Raw genomic sequence first — 22,590 nt, forward strand, 5'->3', positions numbered from 1 at the left:
GTGTCATAGCCCGTCCGCGCAGAGCATCCGGTTTTTCTGACGCCGCCTAAAACGCGCCCGCCAGCTCCCGCGCGCCGGCATTGTTGCTGTTGCTGTCCATCCGCGTATCCGTCACCGCCAGCAGCTTGGCCACCGTGTTGTGGCGGATCGCGACCGGGTTGCGCTCGTAGCCGCCGCGCTGGAAGAAGTTCGAGGTCGGCACCTGCTCGCGCATCGCCTGCGGCATCGTCACCATGTCGAGGCCGGTGCCGTCGCCGGTGAGGTTCATCATCTCGAGCTCGGCGGCGGAGAGCGGACGATTGTAACCCTTGGCGCGCGCGAACAGCACCGAGGTCAGCAGCTTGTGGGTCTGCAGCATCGGGCCGATGTCGATGTCGAGCACCATCGCATGCATGGCCCAGCCCTGCGCGGTGTTGCCGATCTTCTCGTGCTCCGACCAGGTGTCCGGCACCGACTTCGCGTGCGCCACCATCTTCTTCAGCACAGTGAGCTTGTGCTCGAGCGCCTGGCGCGCCGGCCCCGAGGTGCGCGCCACCTTGTCGGAGAGCGCACGGATGAATTCATGCCCCTGCTCGGCGAGCAGCTCGACGCTGTTGGTGGTCAACAGTTGATTGTAGCCCATCGCGGTCGAGATCGCGCGCTTGCCGCCGTGCTCGATACCCGCCTGCACGTCGTAACTGCCGGTGCCGCCGGTCTCGAACGAATAGACCCGCACCGCCTGCTCGCGCGTCAGCCCGGATGCCAGCGCATAGCGCGCATAGGCGCGCTTGAACTCGAGCTCGCTGGAGGGGCGCTGCGGCGTGAACTGGTAGAGCTCCTGCGCCGCGCGGAGGAGATCGGCGACAACCGGTATAGGCTTTTTGGTCGGGCGCTCCGGCGTTTCCTCCGGCTCCGGATTCACCGGCCGCTTCGGGCCGTTGTAAAGCGGCGGATGCTCCAGCACGTAATCGTCGAGCGTGACCTGCTGCCCGCTGCGCCGCTTGGCGTTGCGGCCCTTCCGCTTCTCCGAGATCTGGCTCCAATAGGCGCCGGCCTCAGCGTCGAAAGCGGCGCGCGCCGCCTGATATTCCGCAAGCTTGCGGCGATATTCGAGCACGGCCGGCGACGCGCCGCCTTGCGCAAAAAACTGCGACAGCAGCTGGGCCTTGGCATCGCGGACGGCCGGCGTCAGCGCGTCGGACTCGCCGCCGCTCGCGGCGGGCGCGAGCAGGACAAGCGCGAGTGGAACCAGCCTCACGGCATTTCGAATCGAATGATGCATGCTGCCCTCTTAGCAGGCATCCGGTAACCGTCACGTTAACGCGCCGTTTACCATCGCTATTTCCAGGCGAATACCGGCTGTTCCAGCTCGGTGACGCGGGTGTGCCGTCCGGCCAACACCTCGCGGAACTGGTAGATCAGCGCCGCCGTCGGCGCGTGGATCAGGCTCATCTGGTGATGGAAGCGGATCACACGGCGCGCACTTTCGGGAATGACTGTGAAATCGAAGGCGTCGTCGTGCTCGATCGTCGTCAGCGCGATGCGATGGACGGATGCGACCTCGTCCGGGTTCGGCCTGATCGCCGCACTGTCGGCGGCCCAGACCACGACCGGCGTGATGAGATAGCCGGACCGGGTCGGATAGTCGTCGAGCAGGCCGAGTACCGCGTCGGCTGAAAGCTTGAGCGCGAGCTCCTCGTCGAGTTCGCGCAGTGCCGCCTCGACCGGCGTCTCGCCGGCATCGCAGCGTCCGCCCGGCAACGCCCATTGCCCGCGATGCGCGCGCAGGTGTGACGCACGCTTGGTGAGCAGAAACGCAGTGTCGTCGCCGTGGCTGGATGCGGTCAGCGCCAGCACCACCGCGGCGCGCTTCAGCACCGACGGCCCGGCCGCATCAGGCAGCCGCGCGAAGGCGGCGCAGGCCTCTGCGATATTCCGCCTGGTGGCATCGTCGAAAGCTCTCATGAAGCTTGACTACACCAGGACCGCGCTTGATGAAACGAGAAGAGACAGCGTCGCGAGGATGGACGGAGAGATGACCAACAAGGCCGCCGCAAGGCTGAAATCAGACGGCTGGACCATCCTGGAGACCACGGGCTTTTTGCATTTGATCGGCCCCTTGTGGGAGCGGAAGGTCGACGGACACTACGAATTCGCGCTCGCCACCGAGGACAAGCACCACAATCGCCGCGGCATGGTCCAGGGCGGCGTGATGATGACTTTCGCCGATCGCACCTGCGGCATGGCCGCCCGCTGCGTCTCGGGCAAGGAGTATCTGGCGACGGTGCAGCTTGACACCCATTTCGTCGAAGCCGGCAGGATCGGCGACATCCTGATCTCCCGCCCCCGCGTAGTGCGCACGACGCGCAGCCTGATCTTCATGAACACGGAGGTGCTGGTGGAGAACCGCTGCGTGGTGATGGCAAATGGCGTGTTCAAGATATTGAGGGGGCCGGAGTAGGCGCGATACCCGTCGCTGTCATTCCCCGCGGAGGCGGGGAATCCAGTACGCAGCGGCCTCTCGATTGAACCGCAGCCTTCTCGGAATACTGGATCGCCCGGTCAAGCCGGGCGATGACCGCCGAAAGTGTGGCAAGCAGCCTCCCCATCCACGTCATTGCGAGCATAGCGAAGCAATCCAGAATCTTTCGGCGAACACATTTCTGGATTGCTGCGCTCGCAATGACGGCGGTAGCTGGCTATGCTGCCACTCAACAAAAGCATCGAGGACCCGCCCATGCAATACCGCCAACTCGGCCGGAGCGGCCTGAAAGTGTCGCCGATCTGCTTGGGCTCCATGATGTTCGGCGGGCCAACCGATGAGGCCACATCGAAACGGATCATCGACAAGGCGCATGGGGCCGGAATCAATTTCATCGACACCGCGGATGCTTATGCAAAGGGTGCATCCGAGGAGGTCGTGGGCCGCGCGATCGGCAACAACCGTCACGCCTGGGTGTTGGCGACAAAGCTCGCCAATCCGATGGGCAATGATCCGAACCGCGTCGGCCTGTCGCGGCGCTGGGTGTTGCAGGCCGCGGACGAAAGCCTGAAACGGCTCGGCACCGACTACATCGACATCTACTATCTGCACAAGGAAGACCATGCGACGCCGCTGGAGGAGACAGTGCGCGCGATGGGCGACCTGATCCGTGCGGGCAAGGTGCGCTATTTCGGCGTCTCCAACTACCGCGCCTGGCGCGTCGCCGAGATCTGCAACATCTGCGACCGGCTCGGCATCGACCGGCCCGCGGTGAGCCAGCCCTATTACAACGCGATGAATCGCATGCCCGAGGTCGAGCATTTACCCGCCTGCTCCTATTACGGCCTCGGCATCGTGCCCTATAGCCCGATGGCGCGCGGCGTGCTCACCGGCAAGTACAAGCCCGACTCAGCGCCGGACAAGGAAACGCGCGCGGGCCGCAACGACACCCGCATGATGCAGACCGAATGGCGGCCGGAATCGCTCCAGCTCGCGCAGGAGATCAAGTCCCATGCCGAGAAAAAGGGTATCACCGCCGGCCAGTTCGCGGTCGCCTGGGTGCTCAACTCCGCCTTCGTCTCGTCGATCGTCGCCGGCCCGCGCACCGAGGAGCAGTGGGACGGCTACATCCGCGCGCTCGACTACCGCTTCACCGGGGACGACGAGGCCCTGATTGACCGCCTAGTGACACCCGGCCATCCCTCGACGCCGGGCTACAACGACCCGGCCTATCCGATCGAAGGCCGCCGCGCGCGGACGGCGTGAGAGCGGGAGATGACGATGGCCCTCGAAGACCGCTATGGCCTGCCGCTCTCCACCTCTTCGCACGAGGCCGCATCGGCCTATCACGAAGGCGTCGATCTCATGCTCGCGGGCTGGACCGGCACGGTCGAGACGCTGGAGCGCGCAATCGCAGCTGACCCGGATTTCGCGCTTCCACACATTGCCCGCGCCCGTGTGCATGCCTTCTACCAGCAGGGCGATCTGGCGCGAAGCAAGGCGGCGCTGGCGCGGGAGCTTGTCGCCAAACGCGGCACTGAGCGCGAGCGCTCGCATGTCGAGACGCTGGCGCTCGCGATCGAGGGCAGGCTGCCCGAGGCCATTGCATCGACCTTGAAGCACATCGAGGCGTGGCCGCGCGATGCACTGGTGCTGTCGCTGCCGCTCGGCGCGTTCGGCCTGTTCGCCTTCTCCGGCATGGCCGATCACGACCGCGCGCGGCATGAGCTGTGCGAACGCGTCGCGCATCATTACGGCGAGGACTGGTGGTTCCTCACCATGTCCGGCTGGGCCATGACCGAGAACGGCGACGTCGCACGCGGCCGCGCCGTGACCGAACGCGGCTTCGAGCTGCGCCGGCAGAATGCCCATGCCGCGCATGCAGTGCTGCATGCGATGTTCGAGGACGGCTCGATCGAGGCGGCCGATCGCCTCGTTGACGAATGGATTCCCTGTTACGACCGTGCCGGACTTTTGCACGGCCACATCCGCTGGCACCAGGCGCTCGGCGCGCTTGAGCATGGCGATGCGGATCGTGCTCTTGCGATCTATGCCGACGTGCTTCAGCCCTCGGCCACGCAGGCGCCGCCGCTCAACGTCGTCACCGACGGCGCCTCGCTGCTCTGGCGCCTGTCGGCTTACGGCCACATGGTGCCGGAGGCACTCTGGCGTGATGCCGACGTCACCGCGCAAAAACTGTTTCCGAAATCGAGCCTGCCCTTTGCCGACGTCCACATGGCACTGTTCGCCGCTGCAACGCAGAACCGCGAGGCGCTCGCCGCGCGGCTCGCTGTGATCGAGCAACGGCTCGCTGAGGGCAAGCTGCCGGCCGGCCCCGTGGTGCCGGCGATCTGCCGCGCGCTGGCGGCCTTTGCGGACGAGGATTACGCGGCATGCGTGCAAATGCTCGCGCCGGTTCTCGCTGACGTCGTGCGCATCGGCGGCAGCCACGCCCAGCGCGAGTTGATCGAGGACACTTTTCTGGTCGCCCTCATGCGCAGCGGCCAGTTGCCGCGCGCCCGCGCGCTGCTCGATGCCCGCCTGCACCGCCGCCCGTCCCTGCGCGATAGGCGCTGGCAGGCCGCAACCGGCTAGCTCCGCCACGAAAAAAACATCGGCCTGGCAGCAAGTGCCTGCTAGGACGGATATGGCGATCGGGGGCGAATCGCCGATGGGTGGTGCGGTGGTATTCCAGGCGGGCTTGGCTAGACAAACGGGATCGCAACCAATTTGCGGCTCGATGGTTGTTGGATCGACCCATTCCGTGGCCCCCTGGCATGCGAGCCCCAAGATGCGCCTCTACCGATCGGTTCTGGCCGCAGCCCTCCTTGCCCTTGCAAGCCCTTGTTTTGCCGAGTCTTCCGGGCCGATCCCGGTCAACAATCCGCCGCTGCAGAACGCGTTCGTCGACCTGCTGGCGCTGATGTCCGGCCACTGCAAGACGCTGAAGGTCGCAGGCCGCACCTTCGCCTGCAAGACGGTGGCCTACGCCCATGGCGACAAGGGCCGGGTCAATTTCGCGGTCGCCGTCGACGATCCTACCGACGAGAACCACGTCGTGTCGTTCTCCGGCGAGAACGGCAAGCGGGCCGACGACAATTCCTACGAGCTGCCGATCGACCGCATGCTGCTCAATTCCAAGGACCGGCCCAGGATCGACGGCCTGCCGGTGCCGGCCGAGCAGGCTTCGACCGGCGTCTGCCGTCAGACCGGCAATTTCGCCGCGAAGAAAGTCAACGACGTCACCTGCTCGGCAACCGACAGCGAAGGCCGCCGCTACGAGCTGCTGTTCGTCTCCGACGGCACGCCGGTCAGCGTCCGCCGCATCCGGCAATCATCGCCGTCGATCCAGGATCCGTTCAAGTAGCTCGTCCTCGACTGTCGTCAGCGTGTACGATCGCCGCCATGCTTCGGAGCGACCCATGACGCGCGACCGCTTGTTTCTGCTGCGCCCCGGTTTCGAGGACCCGGCCTATCCGGGCCGCCGCTTTTACTGCTGGCATTGCGCGCTGATCGAGGGCGTGCTCGCCTCGTTTCCGACGCTTGCCGACAAGCTCGACGTCGAGCGCATCGCCTGGCCGCGACCTAGGCATCCGGTGATTGCGCTCATCGGCGAGGCGAACCAGTCGCTGCCGCTGCTCGTGCTGGCGATGGGAGCGACCTCGCCGCACCAGACCGGCAGCCATCAGGGCCGCGCCTTCATCGCCGACAAGGACGCGATCCTCGCCGCGCTCTCCGAACGCCACGGATTTCCCGATCCGCATCCGTGAGCCGAATCGCGGCAAGTTCACGCGCAGCGTTGTCACGGATGTCGCATCATCGTTCGGAACAGCGTGCCATCGACGACAGTTGAGCGGCGCGTGTCATGCGAATGGAACGGGGCGCTCTCAATCATTCACACACATGAATGCGCGTTCATCTGACCTGATTTTACTGCGTCGTTTCGACGCCCGCACTGGCCGGAACGTGGCGAGCGCCCATCTGTTGTCACGCAACATTCAACTGGAGTGATGACACCATGAAGTATCTCATCGTCGCGATGGCGGTCGGAGCTGCGGCACTCGCCGGCGGAACGGCAGCGAACGCGGCCGGCAGCGGCAGCGCCAAACAGACCGCGCAGGAAAGCCGGTCCACCGACATCAGTGCGCACCGCAGGCACCATCGCTGGCACGGTCACCATCATCATTGGCGCCATCATCACAGCCATATTCGGCCCTACTATGGAAGCTACGGTGGCTACTATCCGCGGCACCACGGCTATTACGGCGGCGGACCGTACGGATATTACGGTGGCGGTCCCGGCGTGACGTTCAGCTTCGGTGGCGGACGCTGGTAAGATAGACGCTGGCGAGACAGACGCCGCATAAGACAAGACCCGCAGCGATGCGGGTCTTTGTTCTATTCCTGTAAGATCATCTCGGCAGTCTCCAGCCCGCTCGCCAGGGCCGCCTCGACCGTACCCATATCGCGGCCCCGATAGAGCGCCTCGCCGGAGAACAGCACCGGGCCATCGTTACGCGCCAAGATCATCTGCGCCTCGCGCGTCCGCAGCGTCGCCCAGGAATAGGCGCCGCGGGCAAGGGGATCATGGGCCCAGTTGATCGCCGCGCTCGCGACGAGGTCTTGCGCGAGGTCGTCGCGCGACATGCCGAACATGGCCGCGAGCGCATCGAGCCCGGCATCTATCAGCCCTTGCGGGTCGAGCGTCGCCAGTTCAGCCGCTCGGGGACCGCCGAACCAGCCGGTGAGCACGGGATGCTGGTCCGGATATTGCGTCCACCACACCGGGATCGCCTGGCCCGACAGAAGGTCATGTCAGCGAGATCCGGCTTTCGCTCGCGCCACCAGGGCCGCGCGAACCGCAGCAGGATTTTGATCACGCTGCCAAAGCCGATGTCGTCGGCAGAAGCAGCCTTCGCACGCACGCTTTGCGGAAGCACCATCTCGCGCAACAGAGGCAGCGGCACGGTGACGATCACGCGATCGCAGCCATGCACCTCGCCATTGGCGCAGCGGACGACCACCGCGCTGCGTTCCTCCCCGATGTCGGACACCACGCAGCCGAAGCGGATCGTCCCGCCGTGATCGCGGCACTCGGTCGCCAGGAATTCGATCAGCGAGCCGTAGCCGCCGACGATGCGCGCCTGGATATGATGCCCGCCGTCCATCCATTCCTCGCGCAACGCCAGAATGGACGCGCGCTCGGGGTCGGCGGCATCGTAACTCTCGACCATGCGCTCGGTTGAATAGCGCAGCTGGTCGTAGTCCGGTCCGGCAAAATGACGGCGCAGGAAGTCTGCGACCGTGAGGTCGTCCTTCAACTCCCTGAGCACGGCATGCAGCTCCGCCTCATGCGGATCGTGGCGATCCTCGCGCGAGAGTTTTGCGCCGTCAAAACTCCATTGCCTGCCCTCGATCACCTGAAGCGACAGCCCGGCCTCGCGCAGGAGCTCGCGCGTGACCGGCGCCTCGCCATGGACGAATTCGGCGCCGCCATCGGCGAGGTAGCCAAACGCCGATTCCGGCAGCGGATGGATGCGCCCGCCGCAGCGCTCGCGCGCCTCCAGGATCGTCACCGTCCTGCCCGCACGCGCCAGCTCGCGCGCCGCCATTAGCCCGGCCGCGCCGGCACCGACGATGACGATGTGTTCGGTTTTGCGCGGCATGCCGAGGCTTACTTCGTCGCCGCTTGCGAATCGTTCTGAATCAGATAGCGCAGCAGCAAAACGCCGCCGCCGAGCTGCCGCGTGCTCTCCAGCGTCATCGCGGTCAGCGGCGCGCGCTTGTCACTGTCCGCGTCCGTCGAATCGAACACGAAGGGTGCTCCTTTTGCACCGTCGACCGCAGGGCTGAGGATCAGATTGAATTCGTCGATCAGGCCGGCGCGCAGGAAGGCGCCGTTGGCGACACCGCCGCCCTCCACCAGCAGACGCTTGACGCCGAGCTCGCGGCCGAGAACGTCCAGTGTCAGCGCCAGATCAATCTCGGACTTGCCGGCAAAGATGTAGGAAACGCCCTCGCCGCGCAGGCCCGCAAGATGAGAATCCGGCACGCTCTCGGTCAGCACGACGACGATCGGATCGCCGCCGATGTCGGAGCGCCCCCAGCCGATCTTGCCGTGCGCATCGAGCACGACGCCATAGGTCGTTGCATCGCGCCGTGCAAACCAGTTTTCGCGGGGAAATCTCCCGCCCGGCGTCTCGGGATACGGCTTGCCCTTGGCGAACTCCGAGCCGGTGACGCGACCGATGATCCAGGCATCGCCGCCGAGCTCGTCATGGATCTTCTCGAACCAGTCGGTGCCTGCGTTCTTCGGCCGCCACCGGCTGGGATGCGTGCGGCCGTCGAGGCTCGCGTGCATCAGACAGATGACATAGGGCTTCATGCGGATTCTCCGGGCTACGTTTCAGGCCGCCGTGCCGCCGCCCTTGGCGCGATCGTTCACGATCACCGCGAGCGGATTGGGCTTTGGCGGTGCGACGAGCTTCAGCGTATTGCTGTCGTGATGATTGAACGGCGCGCCGCGCACGAACAGCTCGGTCTGGATCAGATAGCTCCAGCTTCCGTCGTCGTTGAAGGTGATGTCGCAGCGATAGGAATCGGTGCGGAAGGCCTGCTCCAGGAAATCGGTCGAGCAGATCCCGTAAGCGGTATCGCCGCGCTTCGCCGTGACGGAGATATTTCTGTCATCCGGCCCGGCCTTGCCCGAGGCCAGCAGCACCTGTCCGCGCGGGATCGCCAGGGTCTGCATGATCAGCCCGGTCGCGGGCTCCCACAGCCAATAGCCGACCTGGTCGTGGAAGGTGATGTCTTCTTCCGGCGTGTTGATGTGGATGTGATAACGCAGCCCGTACAGCAACTGCGGCCCGTTGGCCTGAGGATCAATCGGGTCCATGCGGATGTGTTCGATGAAGGTCCGCCGCTCCGGCCCCTCCGCTTTCGGATTGACGTCGATGCCCTTGTCCGCCTGCCAACTGCCGGCGAGACGGCGGAGCGGGCCGAGATTGGCAAGGCCATCGGGCGAGACGTCCTCGGGTTCGGTGAAGATGTCGGCGGGAATGGGCAGCATGGGAGCCTCGCGTCAAGTTGCGGAAACAGCCATATCACGAGGATCGGCGGTGTGGCTTCAACCTATGATCCACAAGCGGGGACAGGCGTTGCAGCCATGCACAAAATCAGGGCAGCCGCGCAAGCGGCACCGCGAGGGTTTGTGTTCGGCGTTCCCGTATGCGCCGCGGGCGCGCGTTGGCAAGACCACGGGCTCAGAATTGTGAAATCCGCCATAGGTGATGAAGCCGCTCCCAATGTAGCCTTGAAGTGACGTCGTGATTTTGAAGTGAGTGGTTGGAATGCAGCAGGCTTCGGTCGAGAAATTCTCGGAACTCATCGGCGGCATCTATGATTGTGTCATTGCGCCTGAACGCTGGGCTGGAGTCCTGGACGGGATATGCACCGAATTCGGCTTTGCCACCGGCGCGCTTTCGGTGGCCAGCCTCACCAACATGAAGGCCGTCGTCAATGCGGTCTCCGGGTCCGATCTGACCCAGATGGCCCAGAACGGCATCGGCTATGGAGCCGACATCATCGAGCTCTGGGGCGGCGCCGAGCGCATTCAGCAATACCCGCTCGGCGAGCCGATCGTTCAATCCCAGGCCGTCCGGCAGGACATCATTTCCGGCAATCGCTACTATCGCGAATGGGCCATGCCCAAGGGCCTGTTCGACGCCGTGGCCGTCGGCCTCGTGCGCGACCGGACGATGGTGGGCAACGCGATCTTCAGTCAGCATGAATCCGCCGGCGCCATCGACGATGCGCAGCTCAGTGGATTGCGTCTCCTCGCGCCACACCTCCGCCGCGCCGTGACGATCAGCAACCTGTTCGACATGAAGGCGGTGGAAGCCACGACATTCGCCGCAGCGGTCGAAGCCCTGACGGTCGGCGTGGTGCTGGCAGACGAGGATTCGAAAATCGTTCACGCCAACGCCGCGGCCTCCGCGATGCTGGCAGCCGGCGATCCGATTCTGGCGCGACGTGGCCGGATCGCGGTTCAATCCGCGACGACGACCACCGCATTGCAATCGGCCATCGCGCAGGCAGCGAAGGATGAGGCCGCACTCGGCCAGAAAGGCATTGGCATCGCGATCCCTCGCCCGAGCGGCGACCCTTTGGTTATCCACGTTCTGCCGCTGCGACGCGGCCACATGCGGGCCGGCCTGGTGCGGCGGGCCGCCACCGCGCTGTTCGTGGCGTCAGCCTCCGGACCGCCACAGATGCCCCATGTCGCGCTCAGCCAGCTCTATGACCTGACGCCGGCCGAGATTCGTATCTTCGAGCTCATTTGCGATGGACATACGCGCGACGCGATCTCGGGTCTGCTCGGCATTTCCCTCAGCACGGTCAAAAGCCACCTCATCCACGTCTTCGAAAAGACCGGGTGCCGACGCCAAGTCGACCTGGTCAGGCTCGCGAAGTCGGTCAGCTTCCCGGTGTAGTGCGGACTACGGCGACTGAGCACTTGCGGACCGAGCTTGCCTCTGCTCACGAGCCGAGCTCGGTCCTTTCTCTGGCGAATGCAGTCGAGCGCGATACGCATTCGCTCGCGCGCATTGCCCCCGGGGACGTGTGCGGGATCCCGATGGATGCCGTGTGTTTACTTGTTGGTCGAGCCCGCGTGTGGGCTCATCGTGCCGGCCGTCCCTTTGTTCATGTCTGTTGTGCCGGTCCCGCTGGTTGAACCAGTCGTGTCCGACCCACGCCTATCGGAGCCGCTGGTGCTGCTGCTCATGCTGCTGGATCCCGGGCTGCCGGTTGTCCCGGTCGCGCTCGAGCCAGACATGCCGGCCGCGCCGCCAGATGTTCCCCCAGCGCCAGCTGCACCACCACCACCGCTCTGAGCGAACGCGACAGAGCTGGCGAGGGCGAGCGCCGCGGCAAAGCCAATCGTTACGAGTTTCATGCAATGTCCTTTCGTTGTGGAGACAGGACAACAGGGGCTCGGTGCGGCCATTCCAGAAAATTCTCCATCCGCACAGATGTTCACGCACTCCTTGCAATTGCGCTTCTACGCCATGTGGGGCCGTCAGCTCGTCCTGGCGGTGATCAACCACGGGGAGAATGCCACCAAAACGGCGATCGCGATGGCAACGACGACGAGGTTCGGTTCTTGGAGCGCGCGGCAATCTTCGTTCCGTGCCGCCTTGATGCGGGCGCAGCCATGAATGAGGCTGCAACGAGCAGATAAATACATTAACTTGGCATGGATGTCTTCGCACCCGCCAACGGCAATATGATGCCGGAATGGTGCCCAGGGAGGGAATCATACGCAACCACCGACAGGACGAACCGCTGCTTGTCCTCAATAGGGTGGCGTGAGTGCCCGGCGCGGATGGGGGGATTCCCGTCATCGCCAAATCCGCTACCGCGTTAATCCCGCGCTTGATCGGAATCAGAAGCTTGCTCTTTCATAAGTCGATGCAAATGCCCGCGACTGATGCCGAGCAGCCCCGCTGCTTCGCGCTTGTTACCGCCCGTTTTCTCCAGGGCGACTCGAATTTCTGCCGCAGTCTGAGACCGAATGCGCTGCTTCAGCAATCCGGATGCCTTCTCCGCTTCCGGCCTTGACGGAGCATGTGTGGGGAGCACCGACAGTTGACCGGTCACGATGAACCGGGTGAGCACGTTCTCCAGCTCCCGCACATTTCCAGGCCACCCATATGCGCCCAGCGATGCCAACTCTTTTCGCGATAGGTTCCTGGTTTCGTTGCCCAAGCGCTCCCCAATCCGGGTGAGCAATTGTCGGGCGAGAAATTCGATATCGTTCCGCTCGCGGAGCGACGGAACGCTGATCGGCAACACGCTCAGGCGATAGTAGAGATCCTGTCGAAAGCGGCCGACCCGGGCCAGTTCCGGAAGTGATTGATTGGTTGCGCAAACAATTCGGACATTGACTCCGACCGGAGTTGTGCCGCCTACCCGCACCATCTCATTCGTCTGAAGCACCCGCAGCAAACTGCCCTGCAGATGCAGCGGCATGTCTCCGATTTCGTCCAAGAATAGGGTGCCCCCGGAAGCCAGTTCGAACTTGCCCGGCTTTCCGCGGCTTCGGGCGCCAGTGAACGCGCCGCCCTCATAGCCAAACAATTCGGCCTCAATCAGCTCGCCCGGGATTGAAGCACAATTGATCCAAACAAAGGGGCCTTCGGATCGGCTCGAATTCGTGTGAATCGCGTGGGCGGCCAATTCCTTGCCGGAACCGGTCTCTCCCGAGATCAACACGGGCAAGTCGTGGCCGGCGACGACCTCGAGCGACTGCCGGTAGGCCTCCATCAGCCCGCCTTCACCAACGATGTCGCGCATGCCGAAGCGGGAGCGCCATTGCTTGTTAGCCTCCGGCAGCGCCAGTTCGGCTTGCGCGACCCGGCGGAACGTCCTCTTCAAAGCACCGAGATTCGAGAACAGGGCCATACCGACCGCCCCAATGATGCGGCCATCCTGAAGCACTGGGACCTGTCGCGTAATGAGTTGGTGTCCACGCACTTTCAGGGGATAGCCGATATGACTGCCTTCGCCGCGCGCCACGAGATGGAGCTTGGTTTGCGGACCAACGACATCGGTAATATGCCGCCCAATGAAGTCGTCGGCTTGGCCGCCCAGCAATCTGCAATAGGGCTGGTTGATCAATACGATCGTGCCTGAGGTATCAACCGCGACCAAGCAGTCCGAGACATGATCGAGGACAAGTTTCAGGAAGCCCGCTTCCTCGGACGACCCGGCAATCCACTGAGACAGAACCATTGCCGAACTCCCGGATCAGCGAGCGTGACAGTTACGCTACATTTTGTCACAAAAAAGCGACACTAACGCCGCGACCGAAATGCGTCAAACCGAATCGGCCGCTCCCCGCGGTACGCGTTTTGGCAGCGAGAACAATTCGTTAGGCCCTCGCCCTGGTGCCGGGCACCGAGGTGGCACGCTGCTTGCGATCTTGCCGTGATGGAATTGACCTCGGGAGGGAGCGGAATGACGACCATGAGAACGATCGCAGTCGGCGATACCGTCGTGCAGGTGTCCGGAGCAGGAATGCCGTTGGTGTTCGTACACGGCTTCACAACAACAGCGGAATTCTGGCGTGAGCAGATCGAGCCGTTCTCGAACGGTCAACAGATGGTTCGCATCAACCTGCCTGGTCACGGCCGCTCACCACGCCCCGAAGATCGAAAATATACGATCGACGCTTTCGTCGAAGACGTGCTCGGGGTGTACCGCGCATTGTCGATCGAGTCAGCCGTTCTCGTCGGCCTTTCGATGGGCGGAACTGTGGCCCAGAGCCTCACACTCGCCCACCCGGAGCGCGTGCGCGCGTTGGTGCTGGTTGGAGCCACGCCGCACGGATTGGGCAAGGACGTCAATGTCGACAACGTGCGCAAGGCCATCGACCAACTGGGCGTGGTGACAGCGAGCCAGAAGGTGATCGAACGATCCTTCGGCTCCGCCGCGAGCGCTGAGCTCATCGACTTTGCGAGGGGCGAGGTCACGCAGACGCCGGCCTTTGTCGCACGGCAGGCGATTGCGTCGCTTAACGCCTCGGATAGGCGCGGGAGACTTGGGGAGATCTGCGTGCCCACGCTGGTCCTCGTCGGCGAAGAGGACGTCATCACGCCACCGAGCGAATCGCAAACCTTGGCGGACGGCATTCCGAACAGTCAGCTCCACATCATACCGTCGGCGGGCCATTTCCCGATGCTTGAGCGACCAGATACATTCAATCGCCTGCTGGAAGAATTTCTAGCGCGGCACGACGTGCTGCCACGCCCGACCGAAGACGCGGCGTCTTACACCCACCAAGCCGTTTGATGCGGGAGGATCGAATGTCCATTCAAGCTATCGAATCAGAATCCATCCTCGCGTCCAGCCGCCTCGATCGCGATACCAAACGCATTGTCTTCGCCGCCGCCCTAGGCACCGTTTTCGAGTGGTATGATTTTTTTGTCTACGGCTCGTTGGCAGCATTTTTCAGCACGCTGTTCTTTCCGAAGGGAAATGACACGGCGGCATTGCTTGCAGCTCTGGCGACCTTCGGCGCGGGCTTCGTTCTTCGCCCGCTCGGCGCCATCGTCTTCGGACGTCTCGGCGATCTCGTAGGTCGCAAGAAGACATTCCTCGTAACCATGCTTGTGATGGGCCTCGCCACCGCAGCCGTCGGCCTCCTGCCCTCGTTCGAGACTTTCGGCTGGTGGGCTCCGACCATTTTGGTTGGATTGCGCCTGCTGCAAGGGCTCGCCGTTGGCGGCGAATTCGGGGGTGCGGTGACCTACGTTGCCGAGCACTCCGATCCGGACAAGCGAGGCTTCACGACAAGCTGGATTCAGATCACGGCGACGCTTGGGCTGTTTCTCTCGCTGGCGGTGATCATTCTTTGCCGCTCTTCCATGTCGGCGGAGAGCTTTTCGAGCTGGGGCTGGCGCATTCCGTTCATCGGATCAATCGCGCTTCTGATCCTCTCTTTGTACATCCGGCTGAAGCTGCACGAGTCGCCGGTGTTCCAGCAGATGAAGGCCGAGGGCAAAGGCTCGAAAAATCCAATCGCCGATACATTTGGTGATGGCCGCAATCTGCGTTTGGTGCTCGTGGCCATCTTTGGAGTCGTGGCGGGTCAGGCGGTGATTTGGTACACGGGGCATTTCTACAGCCTCTATTTCATGACCACCGCACTGAAGATGAGCCAGGATCAGGCCAACTTCTACCTCCTGGTCGCGCTCATTCTCGGCACGCCATTCTTCCTGTTCTTCGGCTGGCTCTCCGACAAGGTCGGGCGCAAGTGGATCGTTGTCACGGGATGCGCGCTATCTGCCCTGCTGATCATGCCGTTATTCCAGAGTCTCGCGACTTACGGCAATCCGGCGCTTGCAGAATTCCGCGCCAAGACTTCGGTGGTCGTACACGGCGACGACTGCAGCGAGGATCAGTCCTGGACTGGTCAGCTCTTCCGCCCCCAAGCGACGAAGGAATGTACGCGCGTGAAGGCATTCCTGACTGCGAATGCCGTTCCATATGTCGTGAAGACCGGTACTGCTTCACTTAGCGTCCAGATCAACGACGATCCGGCGACCGCCTTCGATGGAGCCAAGCTCCTGAAGGAGCTGACCGAACGAGGCCTCCCATCGGCGAAGGCACCGGCTCAGCCCAACGGTCCGATGGTGATCGCAATCTTGTTCGCTTTGGTGTTCCTGGCGACGATGGTTTACGGGCCGCTTGGGGCTCTCCTGGTCGAACTCTTTCCTGTCCAGATCCGCTACAGCGGCGTGTCCGTCGCCCTGCAGCTCGGTAACGGCTGGATCGGCGGTTTTGCTCCGTTCGTCGCAACGACAATCGTCATTGCGACCGGCAACATCTTCGGCGGGCTTTGGTACACGATCGCGGTTGCCGGCTTGACCGCGATCATCGGGGCACTCTTGCTGCCGGAAACCCGTGGTCGCGACATCCGCGGGTAATCGCAGGATCGCATACCTGCGACGCCGAATCTCGTCGTCGCAGGTCCTCGTTGCGATGGCGCCCCTCAAGCGGCGCATCCCACACTGCATCAGACATGCGTAACGCGTTGGAACAATCTGGCGGCAACAATGGCAACATCACAGAAAATTCCGGTCACTATCCTCACTGGCTTTCTCGGATCCGGCAAGACGACGTTGCTGAATCAATTGCTCGAAAGCGACTTGATGGCCGACTCAGCAGTTATCGTGAATGAGTTCGGAGCCATCAGCATCGATGCCGAGCTGGTCGTCGGGGTTGAGGAGGAGATTCTCCAGATCAACAACGGCTGCATCTGCTGTACGGTCCGCACGGATCTTGTTTCGACGATCACCAATCTCCTCTCAGGAACAAGGCCAATCCGCCGCATCCTCATCGAGACCACCGGGTTGGCCGATCCAGCCCCTGTGATTCAAAGCTTTATTGTCGACGAGGTACTTTCTGAAGTCACGACGCTCGATGCGGTCGTCACAGTGGTCGACGCCATCAATCTAGACCGGTGGCTCGCCGATCAGGGCTCCGGCGAGAACGTCGCGGCCGAGCAGATCGCCTTCGCCGACGTCGTGGTGATAAGCAAGCTGGATCTTGTCGACCAAGACGCACGCGCCAGATGCGAGGCGACTATTCGGACCATAAATCGGATGGCTCCGATGTTCGGAGCGATCGACGGTCGGGTAGACGTCGCCTCGATCGTCGACGTCAAGGCATTCGATTTGAAGAACTGCTTGGCCATCGAACCGCTGCTGCTCTCCGAGCTCGAGCACGAGCACGACTCCTCAGTGGTCGGTGTCGAAGTACGCGAAGAACGCGCCCTCGATGGGGCTCGCTTCTTCCGGTGGCTCGATATGTTTGTCCTGGAGAATGGTGAGACCCTTCTCCGCTGCAAGGGTATCTTGTCGCTGGCGGGCGAGGCCCGGCGTTGGGTTTTTCATGGAGTCCATATGACACTCGACGGTCGACCAGGCAGGGCTTGGGCGTCGAATGAGCACCGCACCAGCGCGGTCGTCTTCATCGGAAGAAGGCTCGATGCAACGCGAATTCGAAATGAGATTGCCGATCTGACCTTCGCAGATACCAGTCTGGTTATGTGATCAAACCCAAAAGAGGGCGCCGCAACAATGAAGTTGCAACACTATCTAGGAGGCCTCGAAGGTCTCGATCCGATTTCACTCGAAACGCGTGTGTTCGTGGAAGTCTGGGAGGAGAGAATCTTCGGCATCCACACGGCGATGATGGCACTGAGCCCGCAACTGGATCTCGAAACGACGCCAAGTACATTCAACACCGAATGGACCTGGGCCGACCTGCGCAAGGGCGCGGAATCGATGAATCCGTTCGACTTCTTCAAGTTCCGCTACTATGAAAAGTGGCTCGGCGGGATCTCGGCCTATTTCGTCGCGAAGGGTTACATCACTCAGACAGAACTCGACGCGCGAACCAAAACCTTCTTGACGTCAGCTCCCGTCATGCCGAGAGGCGGAGACGCCGCGGTGGACGCTCGCGTGCGGAAATATCTGCTGATCGGCGACGATCCGAAACGGGAGCGCTCAACGCAACCTCGCTTCGCGCCAGGTGACGCCGTTGGCGTCGCCGATCCGAAATCGGTCGATCACACTCGCTTGCCAGGACATCTTCGGAACAAGGCGGGCATCATTGATAGCGTGTATCCCGACGCCTATGCCTACCTTTGCGACACCGGGCCGGACGGAATCGGCAAAGCAATGCCCGTCTACTGCGTCAAATTCGATCCCGAAACTCTGTGGCCAGGAAATACCGAGCAAAATTTTACCTTCTACGCAGACCTGTTCGAGGCCTACCTCGAACCGGCCATCGCATCCTGAGGAGCCCCACGATGCAACGTTTCGAACATTCCACGGACCGAGAAACGGTGAACGCGGCGCGCGTCCGCGCGCTGGAGGCCCTGCTCATCGAGAAAGGCGTCATCACCCGCGAGACTGTGGACAAGATCATGGCGATCTTCGCGACCGAAATGGGCCCGTTCAATGGCGCCAGGCTCGTTGCGAAAGCGTGGGTCGATCCGGCGTTCAAGAAGATCCTGGCCGAAGACACCATGGCTGCGGTCAAACAGATGAACTTCGTGACCAAGGGAGCCGGCGCCGAAGGCGAGCATATGCGTGCGGCGATCAACACGCCGGAGGTGCACAATCTCATCATCTGCACCCTCTGTTCTTGCTATCCTTGGCCGATTCTGGGCCTGCCTCCCTATTGGTACAAGGATCCCTCGTTCCGCGCGCGAGCTGCGCGCGAGCCCCGCAAAGTGCTGAGCGAATTTGGCCTCAACATTGCGCCGGAAAAGGAAATCAGGACTTGGGACAGCAGCGCCCAGATCCGCTGGTTCGTCGTCCCGGAACGACCGGCGGGCACCGACAGCTTCAGCGAAGAGCAACTGGCGGCTCTTGTCACACCTGAGTCGATGATGGGCGTTGCGACCGTCAAGCCGCCGACCACCTGACGCCATGCAAACGAAGTTCGAGCATTTCGCTCTGGGAAGCATGTTGGGGAAGCCCGACATGCCACCCAAGGACAACGGAAGCCTTTGCTTCGGCGCGCCTTGGGAGCGTCAGGCATTCGGGCTGGCGCTTGCTCTCTCCAAACAGGGCTTGTTCGAATGGGAGGATTTCCGTTCGGAAATGATATCAAGTATCGCCGCGTGGGAGGCCACCCACGACAAGACCGACCCAAGTTGGGACTATTACGGAATCTGGCTCACCGTAGTTGAGCAGATGGTGCAACGATGCGGCTTAATCGACCAGTCGGTCCGGTCGTCTTTCTAGGCGCATCGTTGTCGGATCGATCCAGCGGGCCCCAGACTTAGCGAGCGCTAAAAAGATAGATCTGCGAGCGTCCTTCGCGCCGATCATCTAGTGAACGCAAGCATACGAGATCGCGCTCCAGCGTGGAAAAGCGCAGTAATGGTGCCCAGGGGCGGAATCGAACCACCGACACTGCGATTTTCAGTCGCATGCTCTACCAACTGAGCTACCTGGGCTTGCTCCAAGAGAGGGGCCAAAGCCCATCGAGCGGGCGGTTTATAGTGGGCTGGAAGCGGCCTGTCCACCCGGCTTCGCGAACTGGCTGCGCCGGGCGCGGCCCCGCTGTGCACAAGGTGGGGCGGGGTTGCCGCGGCTGGCGCGGGGCGCCTCGGCCGATCGATTAAAGCGCTGATATAATTTGGCTATTCTTCGCCGTCGGCCTCGTCATCGCGGCCGGGGATGACATAGGAGCCCTTCAGCCAGCGGTTCAGGTCGACGTCGCGGCAGCGCGAGGAGCAGAACGGGCGGGTGGCTTCCGACTGCGGCTTGCCGCAGATCGGGCAGGTTTTGAGCGGCCCGGCGGGCTTTTTGATCTGGTGGTCCATGATGTCGGCAGCTTACACCGGGTGAATAAAGTCTAAGAGCCTGTCGGCAAGGCGGTTCCGGCGGCTTCCGCGCTTCAGATGGCCGTGGCGTTGAGCCAGCCGAAGCGGATCGGAAAACCTTCGCCGCCGAGCAGGGTCGTGGTCTCGTAGAGCGGCAGGCCGACCACGTTGGTGTAGGACCCCACCATCTTCACCACGAAGGAACCCGCGATGCCCTGAACGGCGTAGCCGCCGGCTTTGCCGCGCCATTCGCCGGAGCCGATATAGGCCTGGATGTCGTCCTCGGAAAGGCGCTTGAAGCGGACGCGGGTCTCGACCAGGCGCTGGCGAAAGGCCTCGCGCGGCGTGACCAGGCAGATCGCGGTGTAGACGCGGTGGTTGCGGCCCGACAGCAGCCGCAGGCACTGCGCGGCCTCGTCCACGAGATTTGCCTTGGGCAGGATGCGGCGGCCGACCGCCACGACCGTGTCGGCGGAGAGGATGAAGGCGCCCCGGAGCTCGTCGTCGAGCTGCACCGATTTGAGCGCCGCATCGGCCTTGGTCCTTGCGAGGCGATTGGCGCAGGCGCGCGGCAGCTCGCCTCGCTTCGGCGTCTCGTCGACGTCGGCCGGCCGGAGCGCGTCCGGGTCGATGCCGGCCTGGTTGAGCAGCGACAGGCGCCGCGGCGAACCGGAGGCAAGAACGAATTTGGGGCGGCCGAGCATCAGGTGATTTTGGGGATGAGGCAGGGGGTGAATTGCGCGCGGAACCTATCGGAAGGGCCCTGATTTCACAACCCGGGAACCCGAGGTTTGGTGATTCGAGGCTTCCGGCACGCGTTGCCCGCAGTCTGTGACGCAGGTGTTACGCCCGCCGCTTGCTACCCATTCGCCGCGCCGACCTTCGCAAAGCGCCTGCGGATGCGCATCAGGAGCTGGTCGCAGACCTCGCGGTAGGCAGCGAGCTTCTGGTTACGGCTGCCTTCGACGGTGGTGGGATCCTGCGTCGGCCAGTATTCGACGTCGGCGGCGAGCGCGCGGGTCAGCTCCAGCGCCTTGTGATGCGCCTCCGGCGAGAGCGTGATGATGAGGTCGAAATTCAGCCCCTCCCAGTCCTCGAGCTCCTCGAAGGTCTGCGGCTTGTGGGCGGAGATGTCCTGGCCGAGCTCGGCCATCACGGTGACCGCGAACGGATCGAGCTCGCCCGTCCTGGCACCGGCCGACTTCACGTAGAGCCCTTGCGGAAACATATGCCGCAGCAGGCTCTCGGCCATCGGCGAGCGCACGCTGTTCATCGCGCAGGCGAACAGCACCGATTGCGGATCGCGTGCGCGTGGGGGCGCAGCCATCCGCGTTTAGCCCTTCCAGTGCAGAACGGTGATGAGCGTGAACAGCCGGCGCGAGGTCTCGAAGTCGACCCGCACCTTGCCCTTCAGCCGCTCCTGCAGCGTGCGCGATCCCTCGTCATGGATGCCGCGGCGGCCCATGTCGATGGCCTCGATCTTGTCCGGAGTCGCGGTGCGGATCGCCTGGTAGTAGCTGTCGCAGATCATGAAATAGTCTTTCACGATCCGCCGGAACGGCGTCAGCGACAACAGATGCGCGACCACGGGCGTGCCGTCCTCGCGGCGAATGTCGAACATCAACCGGCTGCCGGTGATGCCGATATGCAGCGTGAACGGCCCCTTGCCGTCGGCACCCTCCGGCGCGAACAGATTCTGCTCGATCAGGTCGTAGATCGCGATCGCGCGCTCATGCTCGATGTCGGGCCCGGAACGGCCGATCGAGTCCTCGTCGAGCGTGACCCCGACGATGCGGTTCTGCGAGTCGTCCTGTTCGGGCAGCTCTGTCATGACAGATTGAGGCGCAATCCAATCGAGCGCGAATGGGCGTCCAGCCCCTCCGCTTGTCCGAGCGTCATCGCGGCAGGTCCCAGCGCACGCAGCTGGTCCGGGCCGCATTTCAGGATCGAGGTGCGCTTCATGAAGTCGGCGACCCCGAGGCCCGAGGAGAATCGCGCCGAGCGCGCTGTGGGCAGCACATGGTTGGAGCCGCCGACATAGTCTCCGATCGCCTCCGGCGTATGCGCGCCAAGGAACACCGCGCCGGCGTTGCGAATCTTCGCGGCAAGCGCGTCGGGATCTTCAGTCATGATCTCGAGATGCTCGGCGGCGATCGCATCCGCGAGCGGGATGGCCTCGGCCAGATTCGTCACCATGATGATGGCTCCGAAATCGGCCCAGGACGCTCCGGCAATCGCGGTGCGCGGCAGCGTCTTCAACTGCGCTTCAACGGCCTTTTCGACATCGGCGGCGAGACGCGCCGAGTCGGTGATCAGGATCGACTGCGCGCTCGCATCGTGCTCGGCCTGCGCCAAGAGGTCGGCGGCGATCCAGTCGGCATTGCCGGTATCGTCGGCGATCACCAGCACCTCGGAGGGACCGGCGATCATGTCGATGCCGACCTTGCCGAACACCAGCCGTTTTGCGGCGGCGACGTAGGCGTTGCCGGGGCCGACGATCTTTGCGACCGGCGCGATCGTCGCAGTGCCGTGCGCGAGCGCGGCCACCGCCTGCGCGCCGCCGACGCGGTAGATCTCGGTGACACCGCCGAGATGGGCAGCCGCCAGCACCAGCGGGTTGAGCTTGCCGTCCGGCGACGGCACCACCATCACCAGGCGCGAGACGCCGGCGACCTTGGCGGGCACCGCGTTCATCAGCACCGATGATGGATAGGCCGCGGTGCCGCCGGGCACGTAGAGGCCGGCGGATTCGATCGCGGTGTAGCGCCAGCCGAGCTCGACGCCGAGCGGATCGGTGAAGCGTTCGTCCTTCGGCAGCTGGCGACGGTGATAGGTCTCGATGCGGTCGCGCGCGAGCTTGAGCGCATCCAGCGTCGCGGCATCGCAAGCCGCACTTGCAGCCTCGATTTCGGCGGCCGTGACGCGCAACGAGGCCGCATCCAGCGTCAGCCGGTCGAACTTTGCCGTGGCCTCCAGCAGGGCCGCATCGCCCCGCTTCGCGACGTCGTCGACGATGGCGCGGACGCTGGCCTCGACGTCGGCCGAGGCCTCGCGCTTGGCGGCGAGAAACGCCGCGAATCGCTGGTCAAAGTCGGCGCTGCTGCGGTCGAGACGAACGGGCATGTTTGGCTTGGCTTCTGGCTGGTCTGAGGTGCACTGGCTCACCGGGCCCCCTGCTCAATGGCGCGGCGGGGAAGCTGCGTCAACCCTCGCAACATGCCGT

General features: G+C 63.5%; 24 protein-coding genes, 1 tRNA gene and 1 pseudogene. 14 read left to right on the plus strand and 12 right to left on the minus strand.

Features of this window, described 5'->3' with window-relative positions; all coding sequences use genetic code 11:
- Window positions 1-46 precede the first annotated feature (46 nt).
- Together QSV46_RS07680 and QSV46_RS07685 are read right to left on the minus strand one after the other, a co-directional pair.
- Window positions 47-1,261, minus strand: a complete 1,215-nt coding sequence (locus tag QSV46_RS07680; protein ID WP_314948763.1) for a hypothetical protein — start codon at window positions 1,259-1,261, stop codon at window positions 47-49.
- Window positions 1,262-1,317: 56 nt separating this feature from the next.
- Window positions 1,318-1,944: a CoA pyrophosphatase gene (locus QSV46_RS07685; RefSeq protein WP_314948766.1), complete on the minus strand. Its 627-nt coding sequence runs from the start codon at window positions 1,942-1,944 to the stop codon at window positions 1,318-1,320.
- Window positions 1,945-2,014: 70 nt separating this feature from the next.
- Here QSV46_RS07685 and QSV46_RS07690 point away from each other — a divergent pair, with 70 nt between their 5' ends.
- The 6 genes from QSV46_RS07690 (at window position 2,015) to QSV46_RS07715 (ending at window position 6,797) form a co-directional block, all read left to right on the plus strand.
- Window positions 2,015-2,440, plus strand: coding sequence for a PaaI family thioesterase (locus tag QSV46_RS07690; RefSeq protein ID WP_314948770.1), 426 nt, complete (start codon window positions 2,015-2,017; stop codon window positions 2,438-2,440).
- Between the two features lie 276 nt (window positions 2,441-2,716).
- Window positions 2,717-3,727, plus strand: a complete 1,011-nt coding sequence (locus QSV46_RS07695; protein ID WP_314948773.1) for an aldo/keto reductase — start codon at window positions 2,717-2,719, stop codon at window positions 3,725-3,727.
- Window positions 3,728-3,742: 15 nt separating this feature from the next.
- The gene (locus QSV46_RS07700; protein ID WP_314948775.1) at window positions 3,743-5,056 is read left to right on the plus strand and encodes a tetratricopeptide repeat protein; all 1,314 of its coding nucleotides are present in this window, start codon (window positions 3,743-3,745) and stop codon (window positions 5,054-5,056) included.
- 196 nt (window positions 5,057-5,252) lie between these two features.
- On the plus strand, window positions 5,253-5,828 hold the full coding sequence (locus tag QSV46_RS07705) for a hypothetical protein (protein ID WP_314948777.1): 576 nt from the start codon (window positions 5,253-5,255) through the stop codon (window positions 5,826-5,828).
- A 55-nt stretch (window positions 5,829-5,883) separates the two neighbouring features.
- Window positions 5,884-6,231, plus strand: a complete 348-nt coding sequence (locus tag QSV46_RS07710; protein ID WP_314948780.1) for a DUF3088 domain-containing protein — start codon at window positions 5,884-5,886, stop codon at window positions 6,229-6,231.
- A 248-nt stretch (window positions 6,232-6,479) separates the two neighbouring features.
- Complete coding sequence (locus QSV46_RS07715; RefSeq protein WP_314948783.1) at window positions 6,480-6,797, plus strand: hypothetical protein; 318 nt, start codon at window positions 6,480-6,482, stop codon at window positions 6,795-6,797.
- Window positions 6,798-6,859: 62 nt separating this feature from the next.
- Here QSV46_RS07715 and QSV46_RS07720 read toward each other — a convergent pair.
- The 3 genes and pseudogenes from QSV46_RS07720 to QSV46_RS07730 all read right to left on the minus strand — a co-directional run bounded on the left by QSV46_RS07720 (window position 6,860) and on the right by QSV46_RS07730 (window position 9,530).
- Window positions 6,860-8,127: pseudogene (locus QSV46_RS07720) on the minus strand (flavin monoamine oxidase family protein).
- Between the two features lie 8 nt (window positions 8,128-8,135).
- The gene (locus QSV46_RS07725) at window positions 8,136-8,846 is read right to left on the minus strand and encodes a RibD family protein (protein WP_314948786.1); all 711 of its coding nucleotides are present in this window, start codon (window positions 8,844-8,846) and stop codon (window positions 8,136-8,138) included.
- Window positions 8,847-8,867: 21 nt separating this feature from the next.
- Window positions 8,868-9,530, minus strand: coding sequence for an FABP family protein (locus QSV46_RS07730; protein ID WP_314948788.1), 663 nt, complete (start codon window positions 9,528-9,530; stop codon window positions 8,868-8,870).
- A gap of 433 nt (window positions 9,531-9,963) precedes the next feature.
- Here QSV46_RS07730 and QSV46_RS07735 point away from each other — a divergent pair, with 433 nt between their 5' ends.
- Together QSV46_RS07735 and QSV46_RS07740 are read left to right on the plus strand one after the other, a co-directional pair.
- Complete coding sequence (locus QSV46_RS07735) at window positions 9,964-10,953, plus strand: helix-turn-helix transcriptional regulator (RefSeq protein WP_314948789.1); 990 nt, start codon at window positions 9,964-9,966, stop codon at window positions 10,951-10,953.
- Between the two features lie 540 nt (window positions 10,954-11,493).
- Window positions 11,494-11,679, plus strand: coding sequence for a hypothetical protein (locus tag QSV46_RS07740; RefSeq protein WP_314948790.1), 186 nt, complete (start codon window positions 11,494-11,496; stop codon window positions 11,677-11,679).
- 205 nt (window positions 11,680-11,884) lie between these two features.
- Here the strand turns inward: QSV46_RS07740 and QSV46_RS07745 are convergent, their stop codons facing one another.
- Window positions 11,885-13,255, minus strand: coding sequence for a sigma-54 interaction domain-containing protein (locus QSV46_RS07745; RefSeq protein WP_314948793.1), 1,371 nt, complete (start codon window positions 13,253-13,255; stop codon window positions 11,885-11,887).
- A gap of 225 nt (window positions 13,256-13,480) precedes the next feature.
- Here QSV46_RS07745 and QSV46_RS07750 point away from each other — a divergent pair, with 225 nt between their 5' ends.
- The 6 genes from QSV46_RS07750 to QSV46_RS07775 all read left to right on the plus strand — a co-directional run bounded on the left by QSV46_RS07750 (window position 13,481) and on the right by QSV46_RS07775 (window position 18,783).
- A complete protein-coding gene (locus tag QSV46_RS07750; protein WP_314948797.1) occupies window positions 13,481-14,314 on the plus strand; it encodes an alpha/beta fold hydrolase in 834 nt (277 codons plus the stop codon).
- Window positions 14,315-14,328: 14 nt separating this feature from the next.
- Window positions 14,329-15,951, plus strand: coding sequence for an MFS transporter (locus QSV46_RS07755; protein ID WP_314948800.1), 1,623 nt, complete (start codon window positions 14,329-14,331; stop codon window positions 15,949-15,951).
- A gap of 129 nt (window positions 15,952-16,080) precedes the next feature.
- Window positions 16,081-17,079, plus strand: coding sequence for a GTP-binding protein (locus tag QSV46_RS07760; protein WP_314948803.1), 999 nt, complete (start codon window positions 16,081-16,083; stop codon window positions 17,077-17,079).
- Between the two features lie 27 nt (window positions 17,080-17,106).
- Window positions 17,107-17,829 (plus strand): nitrile hydratase subunit beta, encoded by a 723-nt coding sequence (nthB, locus tag QSV46_RS07765; RefSeq protein WP_314948806.1) that lies wholly within the window; start codon window positions 17,107-17,109, stop codon window positions 17,827-17,829.
- 11 nt (window positions 17,830-17,840) lie between these two features.
- The gene (gene nthA, locus QSV46_RS07770; RefSeq protein ID WP_314948809.1) at window positions 17,841-18,461 is read left to right on the plus strand and encodes a nitrile hydratase subunit alpha; all 621 of its coding nucleotides are present in this window, start codon (window positions 17,841-17,843) and stop codon (window positions 18,459-18,461) included.
- Between the two features lie 4 nt (window positions 18,462-18,465).
- Entirely contained in the window at window positions 18,466-18,783 is a 318-nt protein-coding gene (locus QSV46_RS07775; protein ID WP_314948812.1) for a nitrile hydratase accessory protein, read from the plus strand.
- A gap of 139 nt (window positions 18,784-18,922) precedes the next feature.
- On the opposite strand, the gene QSV46_RS07780 is transcribed toward QSV46_RS07775, so the two are convergent.
- The 6 genes from QSV46_RS07780 to hisD all read right to left on the minus strand — a co-directional run bounded on the left by QSV46_RS07780 (window position 18,923) and on the right by hisD (window position 22,490).
- Window positions 18,923-18,998: transfer RNA gene (locus QSV46_RS07780), tRNA-Phe, on the minus strand.
- Window positions 18,999-19,184: 186 nt separating this feature from the next.
- Complete coding sequence (yacG, locus tag QSV46_RS07785) at window positions 19,185-19,367, minus strand: DNA gyrase inhibitor YacG (protein WP_314948814.1); 183 nt, start codon at window positions 19,365-19,367, stop codon at window positions 19,185-19,187.
- A gap of 74 nt (window positions 19,368-19,441) precedes the next feature.
- Window positions 19,442-20,071 carry a Maf-like protein gene (locus tag QSV46_RS07790; protein WP_314948817.1) on the minus strand — a complete coding sequence of 210 codons (630 nt, stop codon included), beginning with the start codon at window positions 20,069-20,071 and terminating at the stop codon, window positions 19,442-19,444.
- A 155-nt stretch (window positions 20,072-20,226) separates the two neighbouring features.
- Window positions 20,227-20,694, minus strand: coding sequence for an arsenate reductase ArsC (locus QSV46_RS07795; RefSeq protein WP_314948820.1), 468 nt, complete (start codon window positions 20,692-20,694; stop codon window positions 20,227-20,229).
- A gap of 6 nt (window positions 20,695-20,700) precedes the next feature.
- Window positions 20,701-21,198 (minus strand): UPF0262 family protein, encoded by a 498-nt coding sequence (locus QSV46_RS07800; RefSeq protein WP_247504021.1) that lies wholly within the window; start codon window positions 21,196-21,198, stop codon window positions 20,701-20,703.
- Window positions 21,195-22,490 (minus strand): histidinol dehydrogenase, encoded by a 1,296-nt coding sequence (hisD, locus tag QSV46_RS07805; RefSeq protein ID WP_314948827.1) that lies wholly within the window; start codon window positions 22,488-22,490, stop codon window positions 21,195-21,197. The genes QSV46_RS07800 and hisD overlap by 4 nt, the downstream gene beginning before the upstream one ends.
- Window positions 22,491-22,590 lie beyond the last annotated feature (100 nt).

This window comes from Bradyrhizobium cosmicum, assembly GCF_032290525.1.
Classification (GTDB): Bacteria; Pseudomonadota; Alphaproteobacteria; order Rhizobiales; family Xanthobacteraceae; genus Bradyrhizobium; species Bradyrhizobium cosmicum_A.

What these genes read in the sequence shown, in the direction of transcription:
- QSV46_RS07680 (WP_314948763.1), bottom strand. Translation starts at nt 1,261, where the DNA reads ATGCATCATTCGATTCGAAATGCCGTGAGGCTGGTTCCACTCGCGCTT.
- QSV46_RS07685 (WP_314948766.1), bottom strand. Translation starts at nt 1,944, where the DNA reads ATGAGAGCTTTCGACGATGCCACCAGGCGGAATATCGCAGAGGCCTGC.
- QSV46_RS07690 (WP_314948770.1), top strand. Translation starts at nt 2,015, where the DNA reads ATGACCAACAAGGCCGCCGCAAGGCTGAAATCAGACGGCTGGACCATC.
- QSV46_RS07695 (WP_314948773.1), top strand. Translation starts at nt 2,717, where the DNA reads ATGCAATACCGCCAACTCGGCCGGAGCGGCCTGAAAGTGTCGCCGATC.
- QSV46_RS07700 (WP_314948775.1), top strand. Translation starts at nt 3,743, where the DNA reads ATGGCCCTCGAAGACCGCTATGGCCTGCCGCTCTCCACCTCTTCGCAC.
- QSV46_RS07705 (WP_314948777.1), top strand. Translation starts at nt 5,253, where the DNA reads ATGCGCCTCTACCGATCGGTTCTGGCCGCAGCCCTCCTTGCCCTTGCA.
- QSV46_RS07710 (WP_314948780.1), top strand. Translation starts at nt 5,884, where the DNA reads ATGACGCGCGACCGCTTGTTTCTGCTGCGCCCCGGTTTCGAGGACCCG.
- QSV46_RS07715 (WP_314948783.1), top strand. Translation starts at nt 6,480, where the DNA reads ATGAAGTATCTCATCGTCGCGATGGCGGTCGGAGCTGCGGCACTCGCC.
- QSV46_RS07725 (WP_314948786.1), bottom strand. Translation starts at nt 8,846, where the DNA reads ATGAAGCCCTATGTCATCTGTCTGATGCACGCGAGCCTCGACGGCCGC.
- QSV46_RS07730 (WP_314948788.1), bottom strand. Translation starts at nt 9,530, where the DNA reads ATGCTGCCCATTCCCGCCGACATCTTCACCGAACCCGAGGACGTCTCG.
- QSV46_RS07735 (WP_314948789.1), top strand. Translation starts at nt 9,964, where the DNA reads ATGAAGGCCGTCGTCAATGCGGTCTCCGGGTCCGATCTGACCCAGATG.
- QSV46_RS07740 (WP_314948790.1), top strand. Translation starts at nt 11,494, where the DNA reads ATGTTCACGCACTCCTTGCAATTGCGCTTCTACGCCATGTGGGGCCGT.
- QSV46_RS07745 (WP_314948793.1), bottom strand. Translation starts at nt 13,255, where the DNA reads ATGGTTCTGTCTCAGTGGATTGCCGGGTCGTCCGAGGAAGCGGGCTTC.
- QSV46_RS07750 (WP_314948797.1), top strand. Translation starts at nt 13,481, where the DNA reads ATGACGACCATGAGAACGATCGCAGTCGGCGATACCGTCGTGCAGGTG.
- QSV46_RS07755 (WP_314948800.1), top strand. Translation starts at nt 14,329, where the DNA reads ATGTCCATTCAAGCTATCGAATCAGAATCCATCCTCGCGTCCAGCCGC.
- QSV46_RS07760 (WP_314948803.1), top strand. Translation starts at nt 16,081, where the DNA reads ATGGCAACATCACAGAAAATTCCGGTCACTATCCTCACTGGCTTTCTC.
- nthB (WP_314948806.1), top strand. Translation starts at nt 17,107, where the DNA reads ATGAAGTTGCAACACTATCTAGGAGGCCTCGAAGGTCTCGATCCGATT.
- nthA (WP_314948809.1), top strand. Translation starts at nt 17,841, where the DNA reads ATGCAACGTTTCGAACATTCCACGGACCGAGAAACGGTGAACGCGGCG.
- QSV46_RS07775 (WP_314948812.1), top strand. Translation starts at nt 18,466, where the DNA reads ATGCAAACGAAGTTCGAGCATTTCGCTCTGGGAAGCATGTTGGGGAAG.
- yacG (WP_314948814.1), bottom strand. Translation starts at nt 19,367, where the DNA reads ATGGACCACCAGATCAAAAAGCCCGCCGGGCCGCTCAAAACCTGCCCG.
- QSV46_RS07790 (WP_314948817.1), bottom strand. Translation starts at nt 20,071, where the DNA reads ATGCTCGGCCGCCCCAAATTCGTTCTTGCCTCCGGTTCGCCGCGGCGC.
- QSV46_RS07795 (WP_314948820.1), bottom strand. Translation starts at nt 20,694, where the DNA reads ATGGCTGCGCCCCCACGCGCACGCGATCCGCAATCGGTGCTGTTCGCC.
- QSV46_RS07800 (WP_247504021.1), bottom strand. Translation starts at nt 21,198, where the DNA reads ATGACAGAGCTGCCCGAACAGGACGACTCGCAGAACCGCATCGTCGGG.
- hisD (WP_314948827.1), bottom strand. Translation starts at nt 22,490, where the DNA reads ATGCCCGTTCGTCTCGACCGCAGCAGCGCCGACTTTGACCAGCGATTC.